Source organism: Ramlibacter aquaticus, assembly GCF_015159745.1.
Taxonomy (GTDB): Bacteria; Pseudomonadota; Gammaproteobacteria; order Burkholderiales; family Burkholderiaceae_C; genus Ramlibacter; species Ramlibacter aquaticus.
Genome location: NZ_JADDOJ010000041.1, coordinates 1 through 20,996 on the forward strand (window position 1 = coordinate 1; position 20,996 = coordinate 20,996).

General features: G+C 69.5%; 17 protein-coding genes. 7 read left to right on the forward strand and 10 right to left on the reverse strand.

Annotated features, from left to right (window positions below; genetic code table 11):
* The first annotated feature begins 273 nt into the window (after positions 1 to 273).
* The gene (locus IM725_RS11280; RefSeq protein ID WP_193780694.1) at positions 274 to 1,218 is read left to right on the forward strand and encodes a tetratricopeptide repeat protein; all 945 of its coding nucleotides are present in this window, start codon (positions 274 to 276) and stop codon (positions 1,216 to 1,218) included.
* A 120-nt stretch (positions 1,219 to 1,338) separates the two neighbouring features.
* Here the strand turns inward: IM725_RS11280 and IM725_RS11285 are convergent, their stop codons facing one another.
* Genes IM725_RS11285 through dapC form a run of 8 tightly spaced genes read right to left on the reverse strand, consistent with a single transcriptional unit; the run spans position 1,339 to position 9,346 of the window.
* On the reverse strand, positions 1,339 to 1,659 hold the full coding sequence (locus IM725_RS11285; protein ID WP_193780695.1) for a hypothetical protein: 321 nt from the start codon (positions 1,657 to 1,659) through the stop codon (positions 1,339 to 1,341).
* 26 nt (positions 1,660 to 1,685) lie between these two features.
* Positions 1,686 to 2,192, reverse strand: coding sequence for a hypothetical protein (locus IM725_RS11290; protein ID WP_193780696.1), 507 nt, complete (start codon positions 2,190 to 2,192; stop codon positions 1,686 to 1,688).
* Positions 2,192 to 4,126: an ABC-F family ATP-binding cassette domain-containing protein gene (locus IM725_RS11295; RefSeq protein WP_193780697.1), complete on the reverse strand. Its 1,935-nt coding sequence runs from the start codon at positions 4,124 to 4,126 to the stop codon at positions 2,192 to 2,194. The genes IM725_RS11290 and IM725_RS11295 overlap by 1 nt, the downstream gene beginning before the upstream one ends.
* Positions 4,123 to 4,986 (reverse strand): 50S ribosomal protein L3 N(5)-glutamine methyltransferase, encoded by an 864-nt coding sequence (gene prmB / locus IM725_RS11300; protein WP_193780698.1) that lies wholly within the window; start codon positions 4,984 to 4,986, stop codon positions 4,123 to 4,125. Before prmB ends, IM725_RS11295 begins: the two co-directional genes overlap by 4 nt.
* On the reverse strand, positions 4,983 to 6,134 hold the full coding sequence (gene dapE, locus IM725_RS11305; RefSeq protein ID WP_193780699.1) for a succinyl-diaminopimelate desuccinylase: 1,152 nt from the start codon (positions 6,132 to 6,134) through the stop codon (positions 4,983 to 4,985). Before dapE ends, prmB begins: the two co-directional genes overlap by 4 nt.
* Entirely contained in the window at positions 6,131 to 7,288 is a 1,158-nt protein-coding gene (locus tag IM725_RS11310) for a PilT/PilU family type 4a pilus ATPase (protein WP_193780700.1), read from the reverse strand. The genes dapE and IM725_RS11310 overlap by 4 nt, the downstream gene beginning before the upstream one ends.
* Positions 7,289 to 7,322: 34 nt before the next feature.
* Positions 7,323 to 8,147 (reverse strand): 2,3,4,5-tetrahydropyridine-2,6-dicarboxylate N-succinyltransferase, encoded by an 825-nt coding sequence (gene dapD / locus IM725_RS11315; RefSeq protein ID WP_193780701.1) that lies wholly within the window; start codon positions 8,145 to 8,147, stop codon positions 7,323 to 7,325.
* 8 nt (positions 8,148 to 8,155) lie between these two features.
* A complete protein-coding gene (dapC, locus tag IM725_RS11320; protein WP_193780702.1) occupies positions 8,156 to 9,346 on the reverse strand; it encodes a succinyldiaminopimelate transaminase in 1,191 nt (396 codons plus the stop codon).
* A 163-nt stretch (positions 9,347 to 9,509) separates the two neighbouring features.
* On the opposite strand from dapC, the gene IM725_RS11325 reads away from it, so the two are divergent.
* Entirely contained in the window at positions 9,510 to 11,333 is a 1,824-nt protein-coding gene (locus IM725_RS11325; protein ID WP_193780703.1) for a DUF7017 domain-containing protein, read from the forward strand.
* On the forward strand, positions 11,330 to 12,187 hold the full coding sequence (locus IM725_RS11330; RefSeq protein WP_193780704.1) for a glycosyltransferase family 2 protein: 858 nt from the start codon (positions 11,330 to 11,332) through the stop codon (positions 12,185 to 12,187). The genes IM725_RS11325 and IM725_RS11330 overlap by 4 nt, the downstream gene beginning before the upstream one ends.
* A 25-nt stretch (positions 12,188 to 12,212) precedes the next feature.
* Here IM725_RS11330 and pssA read toward each other — a convergent pair whose 3' ends face one another.
* Both pssA and IM725_RS11340 read right to left on the reverse strand, forming a co-directional pair.
* Positions 12,213 to 12,836 carry a CDP-diacylglycerol--serine O-phosphatidyltransferase gene (pssA, locus tag IM725_RS11335; protein WP_193780705.1) on the reverse strand — a complete coding sequence of 208 codons (624 nt, stop codon included), beginning with the start codon at positions 12,834 to 12,836 and terminating at the stop codon, positions 12,213 to 12,215.
* A 32-nt stretch (positions 12,837 to 12,868) separates the two neighbouring features.
* A complete protein-coding gene (locus IM725_RS11340) occupies positions 12,869 to 13,612 on the reverse strand; it encodes an MHYT domain-containing protein (RefSeq protein WP_227753754.1) in 744 nt (247 codons plus the stop codon).
* Between the two features lie 250 nt (positions 13,613 to 13,862).
* On the opposite strand from IM725_RS11340, the gene smc reads away from it, so the two are divergent.
* Genes smc through def form a run of 4 tightly spaced genes read left to right on the forward strand, consistent with a single transcriptional unit; the run spans position 13,863 to position 20,985 of the window.
* Positions 13,863 to 17,381, forward strand: coding sequence for a chromosome segregation protein SMC (gene smc / locus IM725_RS11345; protein ID WP_193780707.1), 3,519 nt, complete (start codon positions 13,863 to 13,865; stop codon positions 17,379 to 17,381).
* Positions 17,378 to 18,394, forward strand: a complete 1,017-nt coding sequence (locus IM725_RS11350) for a cell division protein ZipA C-terminal FtsZ-binding domain-containing protein (protein WP_193780708.1) — start codon at positions 17,378 to 17,380, stop codon at positions 18,392 to 18,394. Before smc ends, IM725_RS11350 begins: the two co-directional genes overlap by 4 nt.
* 1 nt (position 18,395) lies before the next feature.
* Positions 18,396 to 20,459: an NAD-dependent DNA ligase LigA gene (gene ligA / locus IM725_RS11355; RefSeq protein WP_193780709.1), complete on the forward strand. Its 2,064-nt coding sequence runs from the start codon at positions 18,396 to 18,398 to the stop codon at positions 20,457 to 20,459.
* On the forward strand, positions 20,446 to 20,985 hold the full coding sequence (gene def, locus IM725_RS11360) for a peptide deformylase (protein ID WP_193780710.1): 540 nt from the start codon (positions 20,446 to 20,448) through the stop codon (positions 20,983 to 20,985). Before ligA ends, def begins: the two co-directional genes overlap by 14 nt.
* The last annotated feature ends 11 nt before the right edge of the window (positions 20,986 to 20,996 follow it).

Genomic DNA, 20,996 nt, shown 5'->3' on the forward strand with positions numbered 1-20,996 from the left:
AAGAGACAGGTGCCGGTGGCGATGGCCGCGGGCCCTGCGGTCGCACCGGCACCGGTACCCGCCGCCGCGCCAGCGCCCGTGACCGCTCAAGCCGTCGCGTCGGCGCCAGTCGCACAAGCCCCCTCGGCAGCGACGAACCCGGCTGCGGCGCCAGCCGCGGTGGCCGTGGCGGCCATCCCGGGCTCCGCGCCGGCCAAGGCCACCGAGGTGGCAGCCCGTGCTCCCGCGCCCGTGGCGCAGCCAGCCACAGCGGCCGCCGCTAAGGCAGCGCCCGTGGTGGTCGCCAAGGCCGCCACACCCGCCGATACGCCGGCGGCCCGGCCCGACGATAAGCCGGCCCCCAAGCTGGCGGAGAAGGCACCCGGGAAGACGGTGGACAAGGGCCTGGAGAAGGTCGCCGCCAGCAAGGCCAGCGAGAAGCCGGTCGAGAAATCCAGCGACAAGCCCGTGCCGCAGGAGGCTTCGGCCAAGCCCGCCGCCGAATCGGCCACGCGCGTCGCCAAGGTAGACGCGAAGGCCCGGCCCGAGCCCAAGGCCGTCGTGATGGCGCCTGGCATCGTCAAGTCGGCGACCAACGCGCCGGGCGTCGAGGTGGCGGCGGCCACGCCCACGGCCGACGGCCGCCTGGAACGCTCGGTGGGCCCCCAGCAGCAATCCGACAACCTCTACAAGCAGGCGCTGCTGATGCTCCAGCAGGGCAACGGCATCGAGGCGCGGCCGCTGTTGCGCCGCGCCCTGCAGGCGAACCCGGCGAACGGCGCGGCGCGCCAGGCGCTGGCCAACCTGCTGATCGAAAGCAACAGCCTGGGCGAAGCCACAGCTCTGCTGCGCGAAGGCACGCAGCAGAGCCCGGAGCGGCCCTCGCTGTGGACCACGCTGGCCCGCCTGCAGGTGGAGCAGGGCGACAGCGCGGGCGCGCTGGCGACTCTGGAGCAGGGTGCCTCGCACGCCGGCGACGACGCGGGCTTCAACGCGCTCTACGCGGTGATGCTCCAGCGCACCGGCCGCCACGACGAGGCGGTGAAGCGCTTCCTGACGGCGCTGCGCAGCGACCCGGCCATGCCCAACTGGCTGGTGGGCATCGGGATCTCGCTGCAGGCCCTGGGCCGCGATGGAGATGCCTTGCAGGCGTTCCAGCGTGCACGCGAAGGCGGCCGGCTGCCGGCCTCGCTGGTGGCTTTCGTCGATGCCCGCCTGGAGCAGTTGAAGCCGCACTGAGCCCCGGCCTCGGGATGGGGAGCGTTACGCAACGGCGGCCGTGTCGGCTGCCGGGTTGCAGCCCGTGCGAGTCTCGTTCGAAGACTTGGATGCGGCCGGCCCGCCCGCGGCCCGCCCGCCTCAGTCTTCGTGGAAGCGCGTGACGGCTTCCTCGAAAGCCTTCTTCGCCTCGATGCCGCGAGGGCGCTGGATCTCGTAGAGGGCGGTGGCCAGCAGGTAGAGGACGGTGAAGTACTGGAAGGCGTAGCACGCCAGGTACACCGCGAGCCGCGCGTTGCGGGGCGTGCCGAGCAGGGTTTCGAGCTGCTCGGGGATGGCGAAGAACCACCATTGCACGACGCCCACGTCGCCGGCGGTGAACCCGCCCAGCGCGAGCAGCGCAGGCGACACCACGGCAAGCCCCACCGCGATTCCCAGGCACCAGCCGACGCGGCCGCTCATCCTTCGCTCTCCATAGGGGGCGGATTCTACCTGCCGGGCCGGGACGGTGCAGGCAGTTTCAGATGCGCCTGTCGCGCCACGCGCACGCAGTCCTTGATCTGTTCTTCGCCCAGGTAGCGCAGGGCGGTGTAGCCCATGAGCGCGGACACCGCCTGGCCGGCCAGCGGCACGTACTTGGCCACCTGCTGCACGGTCAGCCGCTTGCCCAGCGCCGTCGCCATGCGCAGGATCAGGTCCCGGGTGACGAGTTTGCCGACGACGACCGAACCCACCAGGGCCAGGGCCTTCTGCACCTGTTCGCGCTTGCGCGGCGGCAGGGCCTCGATCTGTTCCGGCGTCAGCCCGAACTCGGCGTTGATGGCGGGCACCAGCCGGGACAGCATGGCCGCGTCCACCGCCCAGTCCAGGCCGGGCACCGGCACCACGCTGGCCGCGCCGGCCACCAGTGCGCGTCGGGTGAGCAGCCGGCGGCTGCGTCGGACGGCGTCTTCCAGGGCCGGGTCGCCCCGGGCCATCTGCAGTGCGGTGGGCATCAGCCCATGGTATCCAACTCGGTGGTGAGTTCGAGCCAGCGTTCCTCGACGGATTGCAAGGCTTCGTTCACGGCCTTGAGCCGGCGGCCGGCCTCGGCCAGCTGCGCCGGGTCGGCGGTGGCGTTGAAGCTGGCCTCCAGGGCCTCCTTCTCGGCGCCCAGTTCCGCCATGCGCTTCTCGGCCTTCTCCAGCTCCTTGCGCAGCGGCCGGCTGCGGGCCGCCTGGGCCTGGCGCTGCTGCGCCTCGTCCTTGCGCTGCTGGGCGCCGTTCGCGGCAGGCTCGTCCTTCTGGCGGGCCGCCCCCCGGCTCTCCTCGCGCTGGCGCCGGGCTTCGTCCAGCAGGAAGCGCTGGTAGTCGTCCAGGTCGCCATCGAAAGGCGTCACCACCCCACGGGCCACCAGCCAAAACTCGTCGCAGGTCGCACGCAGCAGGGCCCGGTCGTGGCTGACCAGCATCACCGTGCCTTCGAACTCGTTCAGCGCCACGGACAGCGCCTCGCGCGTGGCCAGGTCCAGGTGGTTGGTGGGCTCGTCCAGCAGCAGCAGGTTGGGGCGCTGCCAGACCATGGTGGCCAGCACCAGCCGGGCCTTTTCGCCGCCGCTCATGGTGCCGACAGCCTGTTGCACCATGTCGCCCGAGAAATTGAAGGTGCCCAGGAAGTTGCGCAGCTCCTGCTCGCGCGCCACGTCGCCCGGCGTGGCCGCCAGCTCGCGCGCCAGGCGCGTCATGTGCGAGAGCGGCGTGTCCTCGGGGTGCAGCACGTCCAGCTCCTGCTGGGCGAAGTAGCCGATGTTCAGGCCCTTGCCTTCGGTCAAGGTGCCGCCCAGCGCCTTCAGTTCCCGCGCGATGGTCTTGACCAGGGTCGACTTGCCCTGGCCGTTCGCCCCCAGGATGCCGATGCGCTGGCCCGCCAGCACGGACCGGTTGACGCCGCGCAGGATGACCTTCTCGCTGCCGTCCTCCCCCGTGTAGCCGAACACCCCGTCGCTGATGGCGAGCATCGGGTTGGGCAGGTTGGCGGGCTCCTTGAACTCGAAATTGAAGTCGGCCTCGGCCAGCACCGGCGCGATCTTCTCCATGCGCTCCAGCGCCTTGACGCGGCTCTGCGCCTGCTTGGCCTTGGTGGCCTTGGCCTTGAAGCGGTCGATGAAGCGCTGCAGGTGGGCGATCTTTTCCTGCTGGCGGGTGTAGGAGCTCTGCTGCTGTGTCAGCTGCTGGGCCCGCATGGTCTCGAAGGCGCTGTAGTTGCCGCCGTAGCGCGTGAGCTGCTGGCGCTCGATGTGCAGCGTCACGGTCGTCACCGCATCCAGGAATTCGCGGTCGTGGCTGATGACCACCAGGGTGCCGGCGTAGCGCTGCAGCCAGGCCTCCAGCCAGACCAGGGCGTCCAGGTCCAGGTGGTTGGTGGGCTCGTCCAGCAGCAGCAGGTCGGAGGGGCACATCAGCGCCCGGGCGAGCTGCAGGCGCATGCGCCAGCCGCCCGAGAAGCTGTTCACGGGCCGCTCGAGCTCGTCGGGCCTGAAGCCCAGGCCCAGGATCAGGGCCTGGGCGCGGGGCACGGCGTCATGCTCGCCGGCGTCGCCCAGGTCGACGTGCGCCTGCGCGATCGCCATGCCGTCGCCCGAGTCCTCGGCCTGGCCCAGTGCGTCCCGCAGCGCCATCAGCCGCGTGTCGCCGGCCAGCACGAAGGCGGTGGCGGGCTCGTCGGTCTCGGGCATGTGCTGCGCCACCTGCGCCAGGCGCCAGGTCGGCGGCATGGAGAACTCGCCCCCGTCCTCGTGCAGGCTGCCGTTGAGCAGGGCGAACAGCGTGGACTTGCCGGCGCCGTTGCGGCCGACCAGGCCGACCTTCTCGCCCGGGTTCAGGGTGGCCGACACGCGGTCCAGCAGCACCTTGGCGCCGCGGCGCAGGGTGACGTTGCGCAGCGTGATCATGCGGGGAGCATGTCGCGGGTGAGCAGCAGCACCTGGTCCTCGCCGGCGCTGGTTTCCAACCACACGGGCAGCAGGTCGGGGAAGGCGCGCTCGAAATGCGCGCGCTCGTTGCCGATCTCCAGCACCAGCACGCCGTCCTCGGACAGGCGCGAGGGCAGGTCGCGCAGCAGGGCGCGTATGAAGTCCATGCCGTCCTCGCCGCCGGCCAGGGCGAGCGCGGGCTCGGCGCGGTACTCGGCGGGCAGCGACTGCATGCTGCCGCTGTTCACGTAGGGCGGATTGCACAGCACCAGGTCCCAGGGGCCGGGCAGGGCCGCGAGGCCGTCCGACTGCAGGAGATGGATGCGTGGCGCCAGGCCGTGCTTGTCCACGTTGATGCGTGCGACGGCCAGCGCGTCCTGGGAGATGTCGGCCGCGTCCACGGTGACGTCCGGCCAGGCCATGGCGGCGAGCACGGCGAGGCTGCCGTTGCCCGTGCACAGGTCCAGCACGCGGCGGGTGCGGTCGGACAGCCAGGGGTCGATGCCGCCCTCGGCCACGAGCTCGGCGATGAAGCTGCGCGGCACGATCACCCGCTCGTCCACGTAGAAGGGCACGCCCATCAGCCAGGCCTCGTGCGTGAGGTAGGCGGCGGGCTTGCGGGTCGCGATGCGCTCGGCCAACAGTGCGTCGACCTGGGCGGCCTGGTCCGCCGTCACCGCGGTCTCGCCCGCAGCCTCCAGGCCGTCCAGCGGCAAGCCCAGCCGCCACAGGGTCAGCCAGGCGGCCTCGTCGTAGGCGTTCGTGGTGCCGTGGCCAAAGGAAATGTCGGCATCGGCCAGGCGCTGCGCGCCGGCCTCCACCAGTTCGAACAATGTCATTTCAGGAGGGCGTCGAGCCGTTCGAGCGTGGACCGGTAGATGTCCTTCAGCGGCTCGATGTCGGCCACCGCCACGTGCTCGTCGATCTTGTGGATGCTGGCGTTGATGGGGCCGAACTCCACCACCTGCGGGCAGATCCGGGAAATGAAGCGGCCGTCGCTGGTGCCGCCGGTGGTGGACAGCTCGGTGTCCACGCCCGTGCGCGCCTGGATCGCGCCCTTGAGGGCGTCGACCAGTTCGCCGGGCCGGGTGAGGAAGGGCTGGCCGCCCAGCACCCACTTCAAGTCGTAGTCCAGCCCGTGGCGCTGGAGCACGGCCTCGGTACGCGCCATCAGGCCTTCGGCGGTCGACTCCGTGGAGAAGCGGAAGTTGAAGTCCATCACCACCGTGCCGGGAATGACGTTGGTCGCACCCGTGCCGCCGTGAATGTTGCTGACCTGGAAACCGGTGGGCGGGAAGAAATCGTTGCCGCGGTCCCACTCGGTGGCAGCGAGTTCGGCCAGCGCGGGCAATGCCTGGTGGATCGGGTTGCGCGCGAGCTGGGGGTAGGCGATGTGGCCCTGGATGCCGCGCACCGTGAGCTTGCCGCTCAGGGTGCCGCGGCGCCCGTTCTTGATCATGTCGCCCAGGTTCTGCACGCTGGTGGGCTCGCCCACGATGCACCAGTCCAGGCGCTCGTCGCGCCGGGCCAGGTGTTCGCAGACCACCACGGTGCCGTCCACGCTGGGACCTTCCTCGTCGCTGGTGATGAGCAGGGCGATGGAAAGCGCCGGATCGGGCTCGGCGGCCAGGAATTCCTCCACGGCCACGGTGAAGGCCGCGATCGAGGTCTTCATGTCGGCCGCGCCACGGCCGTAGAGCCGGCCCTCGCGGTGCGTGGGGCTGAAGGGATCGCTGGTCCACTGGTCCAGCGGGCCGGTGGGCACCACGTCGGTGTGGCCTGCGAAGGCCAGGGTGCGCGGCGAGCGGCCGGCGCGCCGGGCCCACAGGTTGGTGACGCGGAATTCGTCCGGGCCACTCATCAGGGTTTCGCAGCTGAAGCCCAGCGGACGCAGGCGCTCGGCCAGGATGCGCTGGCACTGGTCGTCTTCGGGGGTGACCGAGCGGCGCGAGATGAGCTGCTCGGTCAGCTGCAGGGCGCGGCTCACTGCTTCACGTCCAGGGTGATCTCGGTGAACGAGGGTTCGTCGGCCAGGTCCTCGTCCGAGGCGCCGTCCTCGGTGACCAGCTTGTCCTTGGGCGAGAAATCGTTCTGCAGCCGCCACTGCAGGTTGGTGGGCGAATCGGCGTAGGCGAGGCCCTCCTTGCGGTCCACCACGCCCTCCATGATGAGGCGCGCGATGTCCTGCTCGAAAGTCTGCGAGCCCTCGGCCATGGACTTCTCCATGGCCTCCTTGATGCCGGAGAAGTCACCCTTCTCGATCAGCTCGGACACCAGCTTGGTGTTGAGCATGACCTCCACCGCGGGCGCACGGCCGCCGTGCACGGTGCGCAGCAGCCGCTGCGAGACGATGGCCTTGAGCGCGGCGGCCAGGTCGCCCAGCATGGTGGGACGCACCTCGACCGGGTAGAAGCTCAGCACGCGGTTGAGCGCCTGGTAGCTGTTGTTGGCGTGCATGGTCGCCAGGCACAGGTGGCCCGACTGGGCGTACGCGATGGCCGCGGACATGGTCTCGCGGTCGCGGATCTCGCCGATCAGGATCACGTCGGGCGCCTGGCGCAGGGCGTTCTTGAGCGCGACCTGCATGGACTCCGTGTCGCTGCCGACCTCGCGCTGGTTCACCACCGACTTCTTGTTGCGGAACAGGAATTCGACCGGGTCCTCGATGGTGAGGATGTGGCCTGCCGTGCGCTCGTTGCGGTAGTCCATCATGGACGCGAGCGTGGTGCTCTTGCCGGCGCCGGTGGCACCGACCATCAGCATCAGGCCGCGCTTCTCCATGATCAGGTCGCCCAGGATCATGGGTACCTGCAGGCTGGCCAGGGCCGGGATCTCCGTGGTGATGTAGCGGATCACGGCGGCGTAGGTGCCGCGCTGGCGCATGGCCGAGATGCGGAAGTTGCCCACGCCCTCGACGGCGTGCGCCAGGTTCAGCTCGCCGGTCTCCTCCAGCTCGGTGATGCGCCGGGCCGGCAGCACCTCCGCCAGCAGCGCCTTGGGCGCGTCCGGCGGCAGGAGCTGGTTGTTGATCGGCAGGCACTGGCCGTTGATCTTGATGAGCGCGGGCGCGTTCGCCGACAGGTAGACGTCGGACGCCTTTTTCTCGCTCATCAGGCGCAGGATGCGCTCCATCGTGCTCATGGGATCGTCCTTCCGGGGCCGGTGCCGCCGTCCATCAGTCGCGCAGCAGGTCGTTCAGGCTGGTCTTGGCGCGGGTCTGTGCGTCCACGCGCTTGACGATGATGGCCGCGTACAGACTGTAGCGGCCGCCGTCCTTGGGCAGGCTGCCCGAGATCACCACCGAGCCGGAGGGCACGCGGCCGTAGCTCACCTCGCCCGTGGCGCGGTCGTAGATGGGGGTGCTCTGGCCGATGTACACGCCCATGGAGATCACCGAGTTCTCCTCGACGATCACGCCCTCGACGATCTCGGAGCGGGCGCCGATGAAGCAGTTGTCCTCGATGATGGTCGGGTTGGCCTGCAGCGGCTCCAGCACGCCGCCCAGGCCCACGCCGCCGGAGAGGTGCACGTTCTTGCCGACCTGTGCGCAGGAGCCCACGGTGGCCCAGGTGTCGACCATGGTGCCTTCGTCCACGTAGGCGCCGATGTTGACGTAGCTGGGCATCAGGATCGCGCCCTTGGCGATGAAGCTGCCGCGGCGCGCCACAGCCGGGGGCACCACGCGCACGCCGGTGGCGGCCATTTCCTCGGCCGAGAGGTGCGAGAACTTGGTCTGCACCTTGTCGTAGAAGGCCAGGTCACCGGCGCGCATGGGCGCGTTGTCCTTCAGGCGGAAGGACAGCAGCACCGCCTTCTTGATCCACTGGTGCACCGTCCATCGGCCCACGCCCTCGCGCGTCGCCACGCGCAGGCGGCCGTGGTTCAGTTCGGCGATGACGTGCTCCACCGCGTCCAGCACCTCCTTGGGGGCGGAGGCGGCGGAAAGCTGGGCACGGTTGTCCCATGCGGTGTCGATGGTCTGCTGGAGCTGCTGGGTCATGGCTCGGTCTATTTCTTGAAGTTTCGGGTGAACTGGACGATGCGTTCGGCGGCTTCCACGCATTCCTCGGTCGCGGCGACGAGCGCCATGCGCACGCGGCCGGCGCCCGGGTTGCGGCCCTGGGCCTCGCGGGCCAGGTAGCTGCCGGGCAGCACGGTGACATTGTATTGAGCGTAGAGCTCGCGGGCGAACGCCGCGTCGTCGCCCGGCACGCCGGCCCAGAGGTAGAAGGCGGCATCGGGCAGGCGCACGTCCAGCACCGGGGCCAGCAGCGGGGTCACGCGGGCGAATTTCTCGCGGTAGAGGGCGCGGTTCGCGGCCACGTGCGCCTCGTCGCCCCAGGCGGCGATGGAGGCCTTCTGCACCGGAGGCGGCATGGCGCTGCCGTGGTAGGTGCGATACAGCAGGAAGCGCTTGACCAGGCTGGCGTCACCGGCCACGAAGCCGCTGCGCATGCCGGGCACGTTGCTGCGCTTGGAAAGGCTGGTGAAGGCCAGCATGCGGCGGAAGTCGGTGCGGCCCAGGCGGGCGGCTGCCTCCAGGCCGCCCAGCGGGGCCTCGTCACCGAAATAGATCTCGCTGTAGCACTCGTCGGACGCGATGATGAACCCATGCCGGTCCGACAGGGCGAAGAGCTTTTCCCACTCGGACAGCGGCATCACGGCGCCGGTCGGGTTGCCGGGGGAACAGACGAAGGCCAGCTGGGTGCGTTGCCACACCGCCTCGGGCACGCTGTCCCAGTCGACCGCGAAGTTGCGGGCCGGGTCGCTGGGCGCATAGAAGGGCGTGGCGCCGCCGAGCAGGGCCGCGCCCTCGTAGATCTGGTAGAACGGGTTGGGGCAGACCACGACCGGGTCGCGCGAGGGGTCCAGCACGGCCTGGGCGAACGAGAACAGGGCCTCGCGCGAGCCGTTCACGGGCAGCACCTGCGTGGCCGCGTCGACCGCGATGTCGTAGCGGGCCCCCAGCCAGCGGGCGCAGGCCTCGCGCAGCGCCAGGTCCCCGGCGGTGGCGGGGTAGCTGGCCAGGCCGTCCAGGCTTTCGACCAGCGCCTGCTTGATGAAAGGCGGCGTGGGGTGGCGCGGCTCGCCGATGCCCAGGCTGATCGGGCGATACTCGGGGTTGGGCGTGATGCCCGAAAACAACTGCCGCAGCCGCTCGAAGGGATAGGGCTGCAGGCGGTCCAACAGGGGATTCATGGGAGGATTATCCCAGCACCGCCAACCGGGGTCTGGCGGCTGTTGCGCACCATCCGCCCTTTGACAGGCCGGGTATCAGGCCTTAACGTCAGGTCCCGGCGCGGCTATTGAGCCGCCGCATCCGTCTGGCCGAGGTGGGAGGGCCAGCACCTGTCATGTGTGTATGAGCCAAATCGACAAGATCACCAAAGACTTGAGCCTGCGCGTCCAGCAGGCCGTTCCAAACGCTCAACTGGGCTACAAGGGCAAGCCGCTCAACTCGCAACAGATACAGCGCCGGCTCGAGCGCTTCTATCAGGATGCAGGCGCCGTGCGCGCCCAGGAGAAACTCGGCATCTTCCGATGGGCTCGCGTGATGCTGGGCTTGCGGGAGCAGTTGCTACGCGCTGGTTATCCGTCGTCGATGGTGTCGCCGTTGATCCGGAGCACGCTGTTCCAGGCGGCACGCCCGGACCTGGTGCTGGCGCCGGCACTGACGGAATTGCAGGCGCCGCCAGAGACGGCCGATTCGGCGACGACCAAAGCCTCGAAATCAGCGAACAAGGAGATGACCCTGGAGCGGGCCGTCGCGCTGAAGGCCCAGGGCAAGCGCCAGCGGGCACTGGCCATGGTCAAGGGCGTGCTGGCCAAGGACTCGCAGAATTTCGAGGGCTGGGTTCAGTTGGCGGACTTGCACGTGGAAATGGACGACGACGAGTCGGCGATCGAATCGCTGCAGCGTGCCTTGGCCCTGCGGCCCGAGGCAGTCGAGACGCACAAGAAACTGGGCCGGGTGTTGACCAGGATCGGCGAGTGGCGGCGGGCGCGCGACAGCTTTGCACAGGTCATTCGTTTGGCGCCTGCCGACGCTACGGCCCACCACGACTACGCCATGTCATTCATTTCCAGCTTCGACATGGAGCAGGTGATCGAATCCACGACGGAGGCCGCGCGCCTCGATCCGACGGAGTCCAGCCATCCGCTGCTGCGCGGCTTCGCCTTGCAGGAACTCGGTCGTTTTGAAGAGGCAACCGACGCGTTCTCCCTCGCGGAGCGCCTGAAGCCGGGGCTTCCCGCTGCACTTTGGAACCTCAGCCTGCAGAATTTGCTGCGTGGGGATTTCGAGGCGGGTTGGCGGCTTTACGAGGCCCGGCGAAAGGCATTCCCGTGGGTCATCGAAGCGCAGTTTGACAAAGGCCGGGAGTGGACGGGCGAGCAGGACCTCAGCGGCAAGACCGTCGTCTTGATCGGCGAGCAGGGCTTGGGTGACGGTATCCAGTTCAGCCGGTACGCCTCGCTGGTCAAGGCGAAGGGTGCAAGGGTGGTCCTCTATGTCGATCCGGGGCTTCTGCCGGTACTGAGACAGATCGAGGGGGCCGATGAGGTGATCCCGTTCGACCCTCAATCGCCGCCCAAGACAGACTTTTGGGTGCCCATCATGTCCCTCCCCAGGATCTTTGGCACCAAGCTGGAAAACATTCCTTCGCCCGGCCCCTACCTTTCCTCGGACCCGGCGAAGGTCGCCACTTGGTCGGCAAAACTGGGGCCGCGCCGCAAGCCCAGAGTGGGACTGGTGTGGAGCGGCAACCCAACGCACCCCAAAGACGTGTTCCGCACCATCGCGCTCGAAAAGCTGCTGCCGATTCTGCCTTCGGGATTTGACTATTTCGGGCTGCAAAAGGACCTGCGCTTGCCCGACAAGGAATGGCTGCGCGGCTCGGGCATCCGATTTCTCGGCCCCGAGCTCGCCGACTTCGCCGACACCGCCGCGGTTTGCGAACTGATGGACGTGATCGTGACGGTCGATACGAGTGTGGCCCACTTGGCCGCGGCTATGGGACGGCCGACCTGGGTGCTGGTTCCGATGGTGCCCGACTGGCGCTGGCTGTTGGGCAGGGAGGACAGCCCCTGGTATCAAAGCATTCGCCTCTTCAGGCAAAGCGATGATCGTCAATGGGGGCCCGTACTCGAACGCGTGGGGCGCGAATTGAAGGCCCGATTCGGATGAGCGCCGCCTCCAAGGTTGCCTGCATCATTCCGTACTTCAGGGCACCTGAAAAGCTGGAGAAGTGTCGAGCCGCGATCAAGTCGCAGACGCACCTGCCCTGTGAAGCGTTCGTGCGCGACAACAGCGACGACAACATACTTTTCACGGCCGCCGTCAACGAAGGGCTTCGCAAGTACGTGTGCGACCCTTCGGTCCAGTACGTGATCATCCTCAATCAGGACGCGTACATGGAGCCGGACTGCGTGAAGCAGCTGGTCGCCTTTCTGGAAGAGAACCCGGCCTGCGGCATTGCGTGTCCGCTGCAGTACGAGGCCATCAAGGAGCCGGGGCGCTGGGGAGGCCTCTCGGACCCGCTGAGCTTCAGTCGCACGACCCGGCATACCTACTGGGGCGGATCGCTCCAGGCCTGGCCTTTGGGCAGCCATCGGACAGACCCCATCGACAGCTACGAGTATCCGTTCGAGACCTTCTGGGCCAATGGGGCCTGCATGATGCTTCGCATGGACATGGTCCGTGAAGTCGGCATGTTCGACCGGAACATGCGGTTCATCTGTTCCGACAGCGATTTCTCTTTCACGGCTCGTGCACGTGGTTGGAAAGTCTTCGTTGTTCCGCAAGCCCTGGTCCAGCATGCCGCTGGCGCTTCCGGATCGGTCGCCAATCCGGAGATCGAGCTCGTCAAACTGAGGGACGTTGAATACTTCACGAGGAAATGGCTTACCGGTGACCTCTACCGCGAACTTGCGCTGGAGGGTGATCGTCTTGCGCACGAACAAGTTCGCGAGACTCTGGCGAAGTTCCAGGCGGCGCGCCAACAGCTGGAGGAAGAACTGGCCGACGACGAGGAAGACTGAGTCGGTCGGATCTGATTCAAGAACCCTAGGGCTTGGGCACGGGGATCCGGCTGATCATCAGCGACCCCGACAGTGCGTACAGCAGCGCGTACCCGTGCACCGCGTGCCCGGCGAGGCTGAACGCGCCCAGGGCCATCTGGGGGCCCAGCGCGCCCTCGGTCGCGGCCCAGGCGAGGCCGACCACCAGCACGAAGGACGTGGGAATGGGCGTGCCCTCGAAATGCCTGACCTTGCCGCTTTCGTCGGCCATCGTCTCGGCCGTGACGTTGTAGCGGGCCAGCCGCGAGACGCCGCAGGCGATGAAGTACCCCAGCAGCACGCGGTCCCAGAGGCTGCGCATGCCGCAGGCATAGGCCAGCGCCGCCGGGGCCACGCCGAAGGAGATCACGTCGGCCAGGGAGTCGAGCTCGCGGCCCAGCGGTGAGCTGCGGTGCCGCCAGCGGGCCACCCGGCCGTCGAGCACGTCGAACACCAGGGCGGCGAACACCAGGGCCGCGGCGTAGTGAACGTGCCGGATCTCGCCGGTCGCCACATACGACATCGCGGAGAACAGAGCGCCTGCGCCGCTCACCGCGTTGCCGAGGGTGAACCAGTCCGCGAGCTGGAACTCGCGGATCATGGAGAAGGGTTTTTTCTTGGCGTCGGGCATGGGGCGCAGGCCATTATGGCCGCGCGCCATGCTCATCCGCGGGCCGTCACCGGGTGGGAGAAGCGCTGGAAGGCCTGGTCGATCGCGATGATGACCGCGAGGCCCAGCGACAGCAGTGTCACCATGACGGGCAGTTCCAGCGAGGGAACCAGGGTGGCGCCCACCGGGAAGGCCGAGGGGTCGGTGGTGGTGCAGATGAAGGTGGCGGCCGACATGCCGGTGTAGTGCATCGCGCCCACGGCCACGGCCATGATGGCCGCGGCGACGGCGCGCGCCGGGACGCCACGGACGCGAAAGGCCAGCGTCAGGGCGGCCGTGGCGGCCACCACCGCGATCACGACGGAGATCGCGATTCGCGTCGCATCCCACTCGAACACGCCGCCAAAGCGCATGCCGGCCATGCCGAGGAAGTGCATGACGACGACGGCGACACCCAGCAGCAGGCCCGCACCCAGCGTGCGGCCCAGGCTGCGCGGGTCACGCGCCACCCAGAGCAGACCGGCCGCGCTGCCCACCACGGCGAAGAGCAGGGAGGCGATCGTTTCCGGCAGGGAGTAGGACACGCCCATGTCCACATGCACCGCCAGCATGCCCACGAAGTGCATGGACCAGATACCGATGCCGCCCAGGGCCGCGCCCGCAGCCAGCAGGTTGATGCGGTCCAGGGCCCGGCCCGGCTGGGCGATGCGGGCCGCGGCCGTCAGCGCGACGAAGGCGCCCGTGGCGGAAATCAGGAAGGACAGCGCGACCCAGGCCGGCGCGTAGGACGTTGTCATGGGAAGGTGTGTCATGGCTGTGGAAGTGTGTCGAATGTATGTATACGTATCAGTATCGGGATTGGATGCAACGGGCGCCGAAATCGCTGGGGTTACCCTTGGAGGTCCAGCGGTTTTGTCATATGACAAATGCGCGTGACCCCGCTCTGTGGCACAAAGACGGTGCACGCGGGGGGTGTTTTATGATTCCGCCCACCGCCGGGCCCAATCCGGCGGCTTCTGCTTCCGTCAGCTTTTCCAGGGCAGGCCCGTGCGTCTCAATTCCATCAAGCTTTCGGGGTTCAAGTCCTTCGCCGAACCCACCAACTTCATGCTTCCCGGGCAGCTGGTGGGCGTGGTGGGGCCCAACGGCTGCGGCAAGTCCAACATCATGGATGCGGTGCGCTGGGTGCTGGGCGAGTCGCGCGCCAGTGAGCTTCGTGGCGAGTCCATGCAGGACGTGATCTTCAACGGCACGACCACCCGCAAGCCGGCCTCGCGCTCTTCCGTCGAGCTGGTGTTCGACAACGCCGACCACCGGGCCGGCGGCCAATGGGCGCAGTTCGCCGAGATCGCCGTCAAGCGCGTGCTGACGCGCGACGGCACCAGCAGCTACTACATCAACAACCAGCCGGTGCGCCGGCGCGACGTGCAGGACGTGTTCCTGGGCACCGGCCTGGGCCCGCGCGCCTACGCCATCATCGGCCAGGGCACGATCAGCCGCATCATCGAATCCAAGCCGGAGGAGCTGCGCCTGTTCCTGGAGGAGGCCGCGGGCGTCTCCAAGTACAAGGAGCGCCGCCGCGAGACCGAGAACCGCCTGTCCGACACGCGCGAGAACCTGACCCGCGTCGAGGACATCCTGCGCGAGCTCAACGCCAACCTGGAAAAGCTGGAGCGCCAGGCCGAGGTCGCGCAGCAGTACAACACCCTGCAGGCCCAGGCCACGCTGCGCCAGCACCAGCTGTGGTACCTCAAGCGGGCCGAGGCCGAGACCGAACAGGCGCGCGTGCAGGCCGACGCGGCCAAGGCCGTGAACGACCTGGAGGCCCGCGTCGCCGACCTGCGGCGCATCGAGAGCGAGCTGGAAACCATACGCCAGGCCCACTACGCGGCCGGCGACCAGGTGAACCAGGCCCAGGGCCAGCTGTACGAGGCCAGCGCCGAGGTGGGGCGCCTGGAGGCGGAGATCCGCTTCGTGGTCGAGGGCCGGCAGCGGGTCGAGCAGCGCCTGGTGCAGCTGCAGGAGCAATCCGCCCTGTGGTCCACCCGCCGCCAGGACGCGCTGGACGAGATGGAGCGCCTGGCCGGCGACGAGGTGCAGGCCGAGGAGCAGGCCATCCTGCTGGCGGCCCAGGTCGAGGAGCAGGCGATGCGCCTGCCCGAACTGGAGGACGGGCTGCGCCAGGCCCAGTCTCGCGCCACCGGGCAGCGCAGCGCCGTCGCCCAGGTGCAGCAGCAGATCCAGGTGCTGGCCGCCGACCAGCGCAACATCGAGGAGCAGGGCCGGCAGGCCACGCTGCGGCGGGAAAAGCTGGTGGCCGACCGCAATGCCCTGGCCGCGCCCGACGAACAGCGGCTGGCCAACCTGCAGCAGCAGCTGGGCGCGGCCCAGGAGGCCGCCGAGGTGGCCGAAGCCCGCCTGCACGAGCTGCAGGACCAGGTGCCCCAGCTCGACGAGGACCGCCGCCATCGCCAGCAGGCCCTGAACGCCGACGTCCACAAGCAGTCCGACCTGTCCGCCCGCATGGAGGCGCTCAAGGCCCTGCAGGAGAAGGTGCGCACCGACGGCAAGCTCAAGCCCTGGCTGGCCAGGCATGGGCTGGACGGCCTGCAAGGGCTGTGGAGCCGCATCCACATCGAGCAGGGCTGGGAAAGCGCGCTGGAGGCGGCGCTGCGTGAGCGCATGTATTCGCTGGAAGTGGGCGTGCTGGACCGGGTGCGCGCCTTCGCCACCGACGCGCCGCCCGCCAAGCTCGCCTTCTACAGCCCGCCGCAGGCCGGCAGCCCCGAGGCGCCCGCTGCACTGCCGCGCCTGGCCGACCTGCTGCGCCTGAACGACGCCGGCCAGAAGGCCCTCTTTGCGGACTGGCTGCACGGCTGCTACACCGCCGCGAGCTTCGAGGAGGCGCTGGCCGCCAGGGCCCGGCTGCAGCCGGGCGAGGTGGTCTACCTGCAAAGCGGCCACGCCGTCACCGCGCACAGCGTGAGCTTCTACGCGCAGGATTCCGAGCAGGCCGGCCTGCTCGCGCGCCAGCAGGAGATCGAGAACCTGGAAAAGCAGCTTCGCGCCCAGGCGCTCATCACCGAGGAGGCGCGCGGCGCCCTGGTGCGCGCCGAGGCCGCCTACACCGACGCCTCGCAGCGCCTGGTGCTGGCACGGCGCGAGGCCTCCGAATCGCAGAGCCGCGCACACGACCTGCAGGTCGAAACCCTGCGCCTCTCGCAGCTGGCCGAGCAGACCCGCGCGCGCAGCGAGCAGATCGCGGCCGACCTCGCCGAGGTGGACGCCCAGCTCGAACAGCTGCAAGAGCGTCGCGTCACCGCCGAGGCCCGCTTCGAGGAGCTGGACATGCAGCTGGCCGATGCCCAGGAGCGGCATGCGCAGCTGGACGAGCGCGTGACCGAGGCCGAGCGCAAGCTGTCCGAGAGCCGCGAACAGCAGCGCGGCCTGGAGCGGCGGGCCCAGGAGGCGCAGTTCGCGCAACGCTCCGTCGCCCAGCGACGGGGCGAGCTGCAGCGCGCGATCGCCGACGCCGAGCAGCAGGCCACCACCCTGGCCACCGACCGCGCCCGGGCCGAGGAAGAGCTCTCTCGCCTGACCGATGCGGCCGCGCAAGCCGGGCTGCAGGCCGCGCTCTCGCTCAAGTCCGAGCGCGAGCAGATCCTGGGCGCCCGCCGCAGCGAGTACGACGACCTCACCGCCAAGCTGCGCGCCAGCGACGAGCGCCGCCTGCAGCTCGAGCGCGAGCTGGACCCGATGCGCCAGCGCATCACCGATTTCCAGCTCAAGGAACAGGCCGCGCGCCTGGGCCTGGAGCAGTACGCCCAGATGCTGGCGGACGCCGGGGCCGACCTGGACGCCATCGCTCGCTCCATCGAGGAGGGCAAGGTCCGCCTGGCCGGCCTGCAGTCCGAGATCGACCGCCTGCACCGCGAGATCGCCGCGCTGGGGGCGGTGAACCTGGCCGCGCTGGACGAGCTCACCAGCGCCCGCGAGCGCAAGCAGTTCCTGGACGCCCAGTCGGCCGACCTCACCGAGGCCATGAACACCCTGGAGGACGCGATCCGCAAGATCGACGGCGAGACGCGCGAGCTCCTGGGCGGCACCTTCAACACCGTCAACGAACACTTCGGCCGCATGTTCCCCGAGCTCTTCGGCGGTGGCAACGCGAAGCTGGTGATGACGGGCGACGAAATCCTCGATTCGGGCGTGCAGGTGATGGCCCAGCCGCCCGGCAAGAAGAACCAGACCATCCACCTGCTCTCGGGCGGCGAGAAGGCCCTCACGGCCATCGCCCTCGTGTTCGCGATCTTCCAGCTCAATCCGGCGCCGTTCTGCCTGCTGGACGAGGTGGATGCGCCCCTGGACGACGCCAACACCGAACGCTATGCCAAACTCGTGACCAGCATGAGCCGCGAAACCCAGTTCCTCTTCATCAGCCACAACAAGATCGCCATGGAAATGGCCGAACAGCTCATCGGGGTCACCATGCAGGAGCAGGGTGTCTCGCGCATCGTCGCCGTCGATATGGAGTCGGCGGTGTCCATGGTCGAGGCCGCAGCTTGAGCACATTCAGCATGGGGATGGCCGCGCTCGGCGGCGTGGTGCTGGCCGGCGTCGTGGCCTGGAACACCTGGACCTCGCGCAAGAACACCCCGCGCCAGGCCGAGGCCCCCGCGGGCGAGGACCCGGTCGAGCCCGGGCAGCGCCAGGAGCCGGTGCTGGACGAGGCCACGCCGCTGCCGGTGCCCGAGAAACGGCCTGCGCTGGACGCGCTCATCGACGCCATCGCGCCCATCGCCGTGGAGCAGCCCGTCTCCGGCGACGCGGCGCTCGCGGCCATGCCGCACACCCGTCGTGCCGGCAGCAAGCCCATGGCCATCGAGGGCCAGAACGCGCAGACCGGCGAGTGGGAGACGCCGCAGCCCGGCCGCCGCTACACCGCCTTCCAGGCCGGGGTGCAGCTGGCCAACCGCACCGGCCACCTGAACGAGATCGAGTATTCCGAGTTCGTCATGAAGGCGCAGGCCTTCGCCGACGCCGTGGGCGGCGCGCTGGACCTGCCCGACATGCTGGCCGAGGTGGCCCGCGCGCGCGAGCTGGACCAGTTCGCCTGCGACCACGATGCGCAGCTGAGCTTCACCCTGCGCGCGCGCCAGGCCGCCTGGAGCCCCGGCTACGTGCAGCAGCACGCGGTGCGCCTGGGCTTCGTGCCGGGCGTGATCCCGGGCCGGCTGGTGCTGCCTGCCGCCACGCAGGGCCTGCCGCCCATGCTGGGCCTGTCTTTCGACACGCAGGCCGCCATGGCCGACGACCCGACCCAGTCGGCGCTGCGCGACGTGACGCTCAGCCTGGACGTCCCTCAGGTCGAACGCAGCGAACAGCCCTTCGCGCGCATGCGCGACGCCGCCGTCGCGCTGGCGACCGCCATGGAAGGCGTGATCACCGACGACAACGGCGCCATCATCCAGCCCGAGGGCCTGGACGTGATCGGCGCCGACCTGGAAAAGCTCTACGACATCCTGGACGCGCGCGACCTTTCGGCCGGCTCGCCCCAGGCCCGGCGCCTGTTCTCCTGAGATGGACGCGCCGGACCTCCGCGAGCAGGTGGATGCGCTGCGCGCGCTGCTGCACCACCACGCCCACCGCTACTACGTGCTGGACGCGCCCGAGATCCCGGACGCCGAGTACGACCGCCTGTTCCGCGAGCTGCAGGCCCTGGAGGCCGCGCACCCGGCGCTGGTGACGGCCGACTCGCCCACGCAGCGCGTGGGCGGCGCGGTGCTGGACGGCTTCGCCAAGGTGCGCCACCGCGTGCCCATGCTGTCCATACGCACCGAGACCGACATCGAGGCCAGCGGTGCCCGCAACTTCGACGCCCGCGTGCGGCGCGAGCTGGGGCTGGCCGAGGCCGAGCCGCCGCTGGCCTATGTCGCCGAGCTCAAGTTCGACGGCCTGGCGATCAACCTGCGCTACGAGAACGGCGTGCTGGTGCAGGCGGCGACGCGCGGCGACGGCGAGATCGGCGAGGACGTGACGCAGAACATGCGCACCATCGGCCAGATTCCGCTGCGCCTGGGCGCCGGTGCGCCGCCGGTGCTGGAGGTGCGCGGCGAGGTCTACATGCGCCGTGACGACTTCGAGCGGCTCAACGAGCAGCAGCGCGAGAAGATCGCGCGCGGCGCGAAGAACGAGAAGACCTTTGTCAACCCGCGCAATGCGGCGGCGGGCGCGGTGCGCCAGCTCGACCCGGCGATCGCACGCCAGCGGCCCCTGAGCTTCTTCGCCTACGGCTGGGGCGAGGTGACGCCGGCGGCCGAGGGCGGCCCCGACTGGGCCAGCCACCACGACGCGCTGCGGCAGCTGGGCGACTGGGGCTTTCCCGTCAGCGCCCGCACGCGCGTGTGCCACGGCCCGCAGGACCTGGTGGCCTTCCACCAGGCGGTCGGCGCCGAGCGCGACGCGCTGCCCTTCGACATCGACGGCGTGGTCTACAAGGTCGACAGCCTGGCCCTGCAGCGCCGGCTGGGCTTCGTCAGCCGCGAGCCGCGCTGGGCAGTGGCACACAAGTTCCCGGCCCAGGAGCAGATGACCACGGTGCAGGCCATCGAGGTGCAGGTGGGCCGCACCGGCAAGCTCACGCCCGTCGTCAAGCTGGCCCCGGTGTTCGTGGGCGGCGTCACCGTGACCAACGCCACCCTGCACAACGAGGACGAGGCGCGGCGCAAGGACGTGCGCGTCGGCGACACCGTGATCGTGCGCCGCGCCGGCGACGTGATCCCCGAGGTCGTGGCCGTGGTGCCCGACCGGCGCAGCCACGATGCGCCGCCCTTCACCATGCCGCACCGCTGCCCGGTCTGCGGCTCCGAGGCGGTGCGCGAGGAGGGCGAGGCCGACTACCGTTGCACGGGCGGCCTGTTCTGCGGCGCCCAGCGCAAGCAGGCCTTGCTGCACTTCGCGCAGCGCCGCGCCCTGGACATCGAGGGCCTGGGCGAGAAGCTGGTGGACCAGCTGGTGGACGGCCAGGTGGTGCGCACCCTGCCGGACCTGTACCGCATCGGCCTGAACGGCCTGCTGGCCCTGGACCGCATGGCCGACAAGTCGGCCCAGAACGTGCTGGCGGCCCTGGAGCACAGCAAGGCCACCACCTTGCCGCGCTTCCTGTTCGGCCTGGGCATACGCCACGTGGGCGAGGCCACGGCCAAGGACCTCGCGCGCCATTTCGGGCGCCTGGACGGCATCATGGATGCCAGCGTGGAGCAGCTGCTGGAGGTGCCCGACGTGGGCCCGGTGGTGGCCGAGAGCATCCACACCTTCTTCCAGCAGGCGCACAACCGCGAGGTGGTGGAGCAGCTGCGTGCCTGCGGCATCCACTGGCCCGAGGGCGAGCCGGCGCAGCAGGCGCCCAGGCCGCTGGCCGGCAAGACGGTGGTGCTCACCGGCACGCTGCCCACGCTCTCGCGGGAAGCGGCCAAGGAGATGCTGGAAGCCGCGGGCGCCAAGGTGGCCGGCTCGGTGAGCAAGAAGACGGACTATGTGATCGCCGGCGAAGAGGCCGGCAGCAAGCTGGAAAAGGCCCAGGCCCTGGGTGTGACGGTGCTGGACGAAGCCGGCATGAAGGAGTTGCTCGATGGCGGTGCATGAAATCCTGAAGATGGGCGATCCGCGCCTGCTGCGCGTGGCGCAGCCGGTGACCGAGTTCGACAGCGACGCGCTGCACCGGCTGGTGGCGGACATGTTCGACACCATGCGGGCGGCGAATGGCGCAGGGCTGGCGGCGCCGCAGATCGGCGTGGACCTGCAGCTGGTCATCTTCGGCACGGACGCGCCCAACCCGCGCTACCCGGACGCGCCGCCGGTGCCGCGCACCGTGCTGTGCAACCCGGTGATCACGCCGCTGTGCGACGAGGAGGCCGAGGACTGGGAGGGCTGCCTGTCCGTGCCCGGCATGCGGGGCGTGGTGCCGCGCTGGACCCGCATCCGCTACAGCGGCCTGGACCCCTACGGCGATCCGATCGAGCGCGTCGCCGAGGGCTTTCACGCCCGCGTGGTGCAGCACGAATGCGACCACCTCATGGGCAAGCTGTACCCCATGCGCATCCGCGATTTCTCGCGCTTCGGCTTCACCGACGTCCTGTTCCCGGGGCTGGGCACGGTCGAGGACGACTGAGGCGCATCGGG

Bases quoted from the DNA above. Each gene is read 5' to 3' on its own strand.
- IM725_RS11325 (WP_193780703.1), top strand. From the start codon at position 9,510: ATGAGCCAAATCGACAAGATCACCAAAGACTTGAGCCTGCGCGTCCAG.
- dapC (WP_193780702.1), bottom strand. From the start codon at position 9,346: ATGAATCCCCTGTTGGACCGCCTGCAGCCCTATCCCTTCGAGCGGCTG.
- dapD (WP_193780701.1), bottom strand. From the start codon at position 8,147: ATGACCCAGCAGCTCCAGCAGACCATCGACACCGCATGGGACAACCGT.
- IM725_RS11310 (WP_193780700.1), bottom strand. From the start codon at position 7,288: ATGAGCACGATGGAGCGCATCCTGCGCCTGATGAGCGAGAAAAAGGCG.
- prmB (WP_193780698.1), bottom strand. From the start codon at position 4,986: ATGACATTGTTCGAACTGGTGGAGGCCGGCGCGCAGCGCCTGGCCGAT.
- IM725_RS11285 (WP_193780695.1), bottom strand. From the start codon at position 1,659: ATGAGCGGCCGCGTCGGCTGGTGCCTGGGAATCGCGGTGGGGCTTGCC.
- pssA (WP_193780705.1), bottom strand. From the start codon at position 12,836: ATGCCCGACGCCAAGAAAAAACCCTTCTCCATGATCCGCGAGTTCCAG.
- IM725_RS11330 (WP_193780704.1), top strand. From the start codon at position 11,330: ATGAGCGCCGCCTCCAAGGTTGCCTGCATCATTCCGTACTTCAGGGCA.
- ligA (WP_193780709.1), top strand. From the start codon at position 18,396: ATGGACGCGCCGGACCTCCGCGAGCAGGTGGATGCGCTGCGCGCGCTG.
- IM725_RS11295 (WP_193780697.1), bottom strand. From the start codon at position 4,126: ATGATCACGCTGCGCAACGTCACCCTGCGCCGCGGCGCCAAGGTGCTG.
- def (WP_193780710.1), top strand. From the start codon at position 20,446: ATGGCGGTGCATGAAATCCTGAAGATGGGCGATCCGCGCCTGCTGCGC.
- IM725_RS11290 (WP_193780696.1), bottom strand. From the start codon at position 2,192: ATGCCCACCGCACTGCAGATGGCCCGGGGCGACCCGGCCCTGGAAGAC.
- IM725_RS11340 (WP_227753754.1), bottom strand. From the start codon at position 13,612: ATGACAACGTCCTACGCGCCGGCCTGGGTCGCGCTGTCCTTCCTGATT.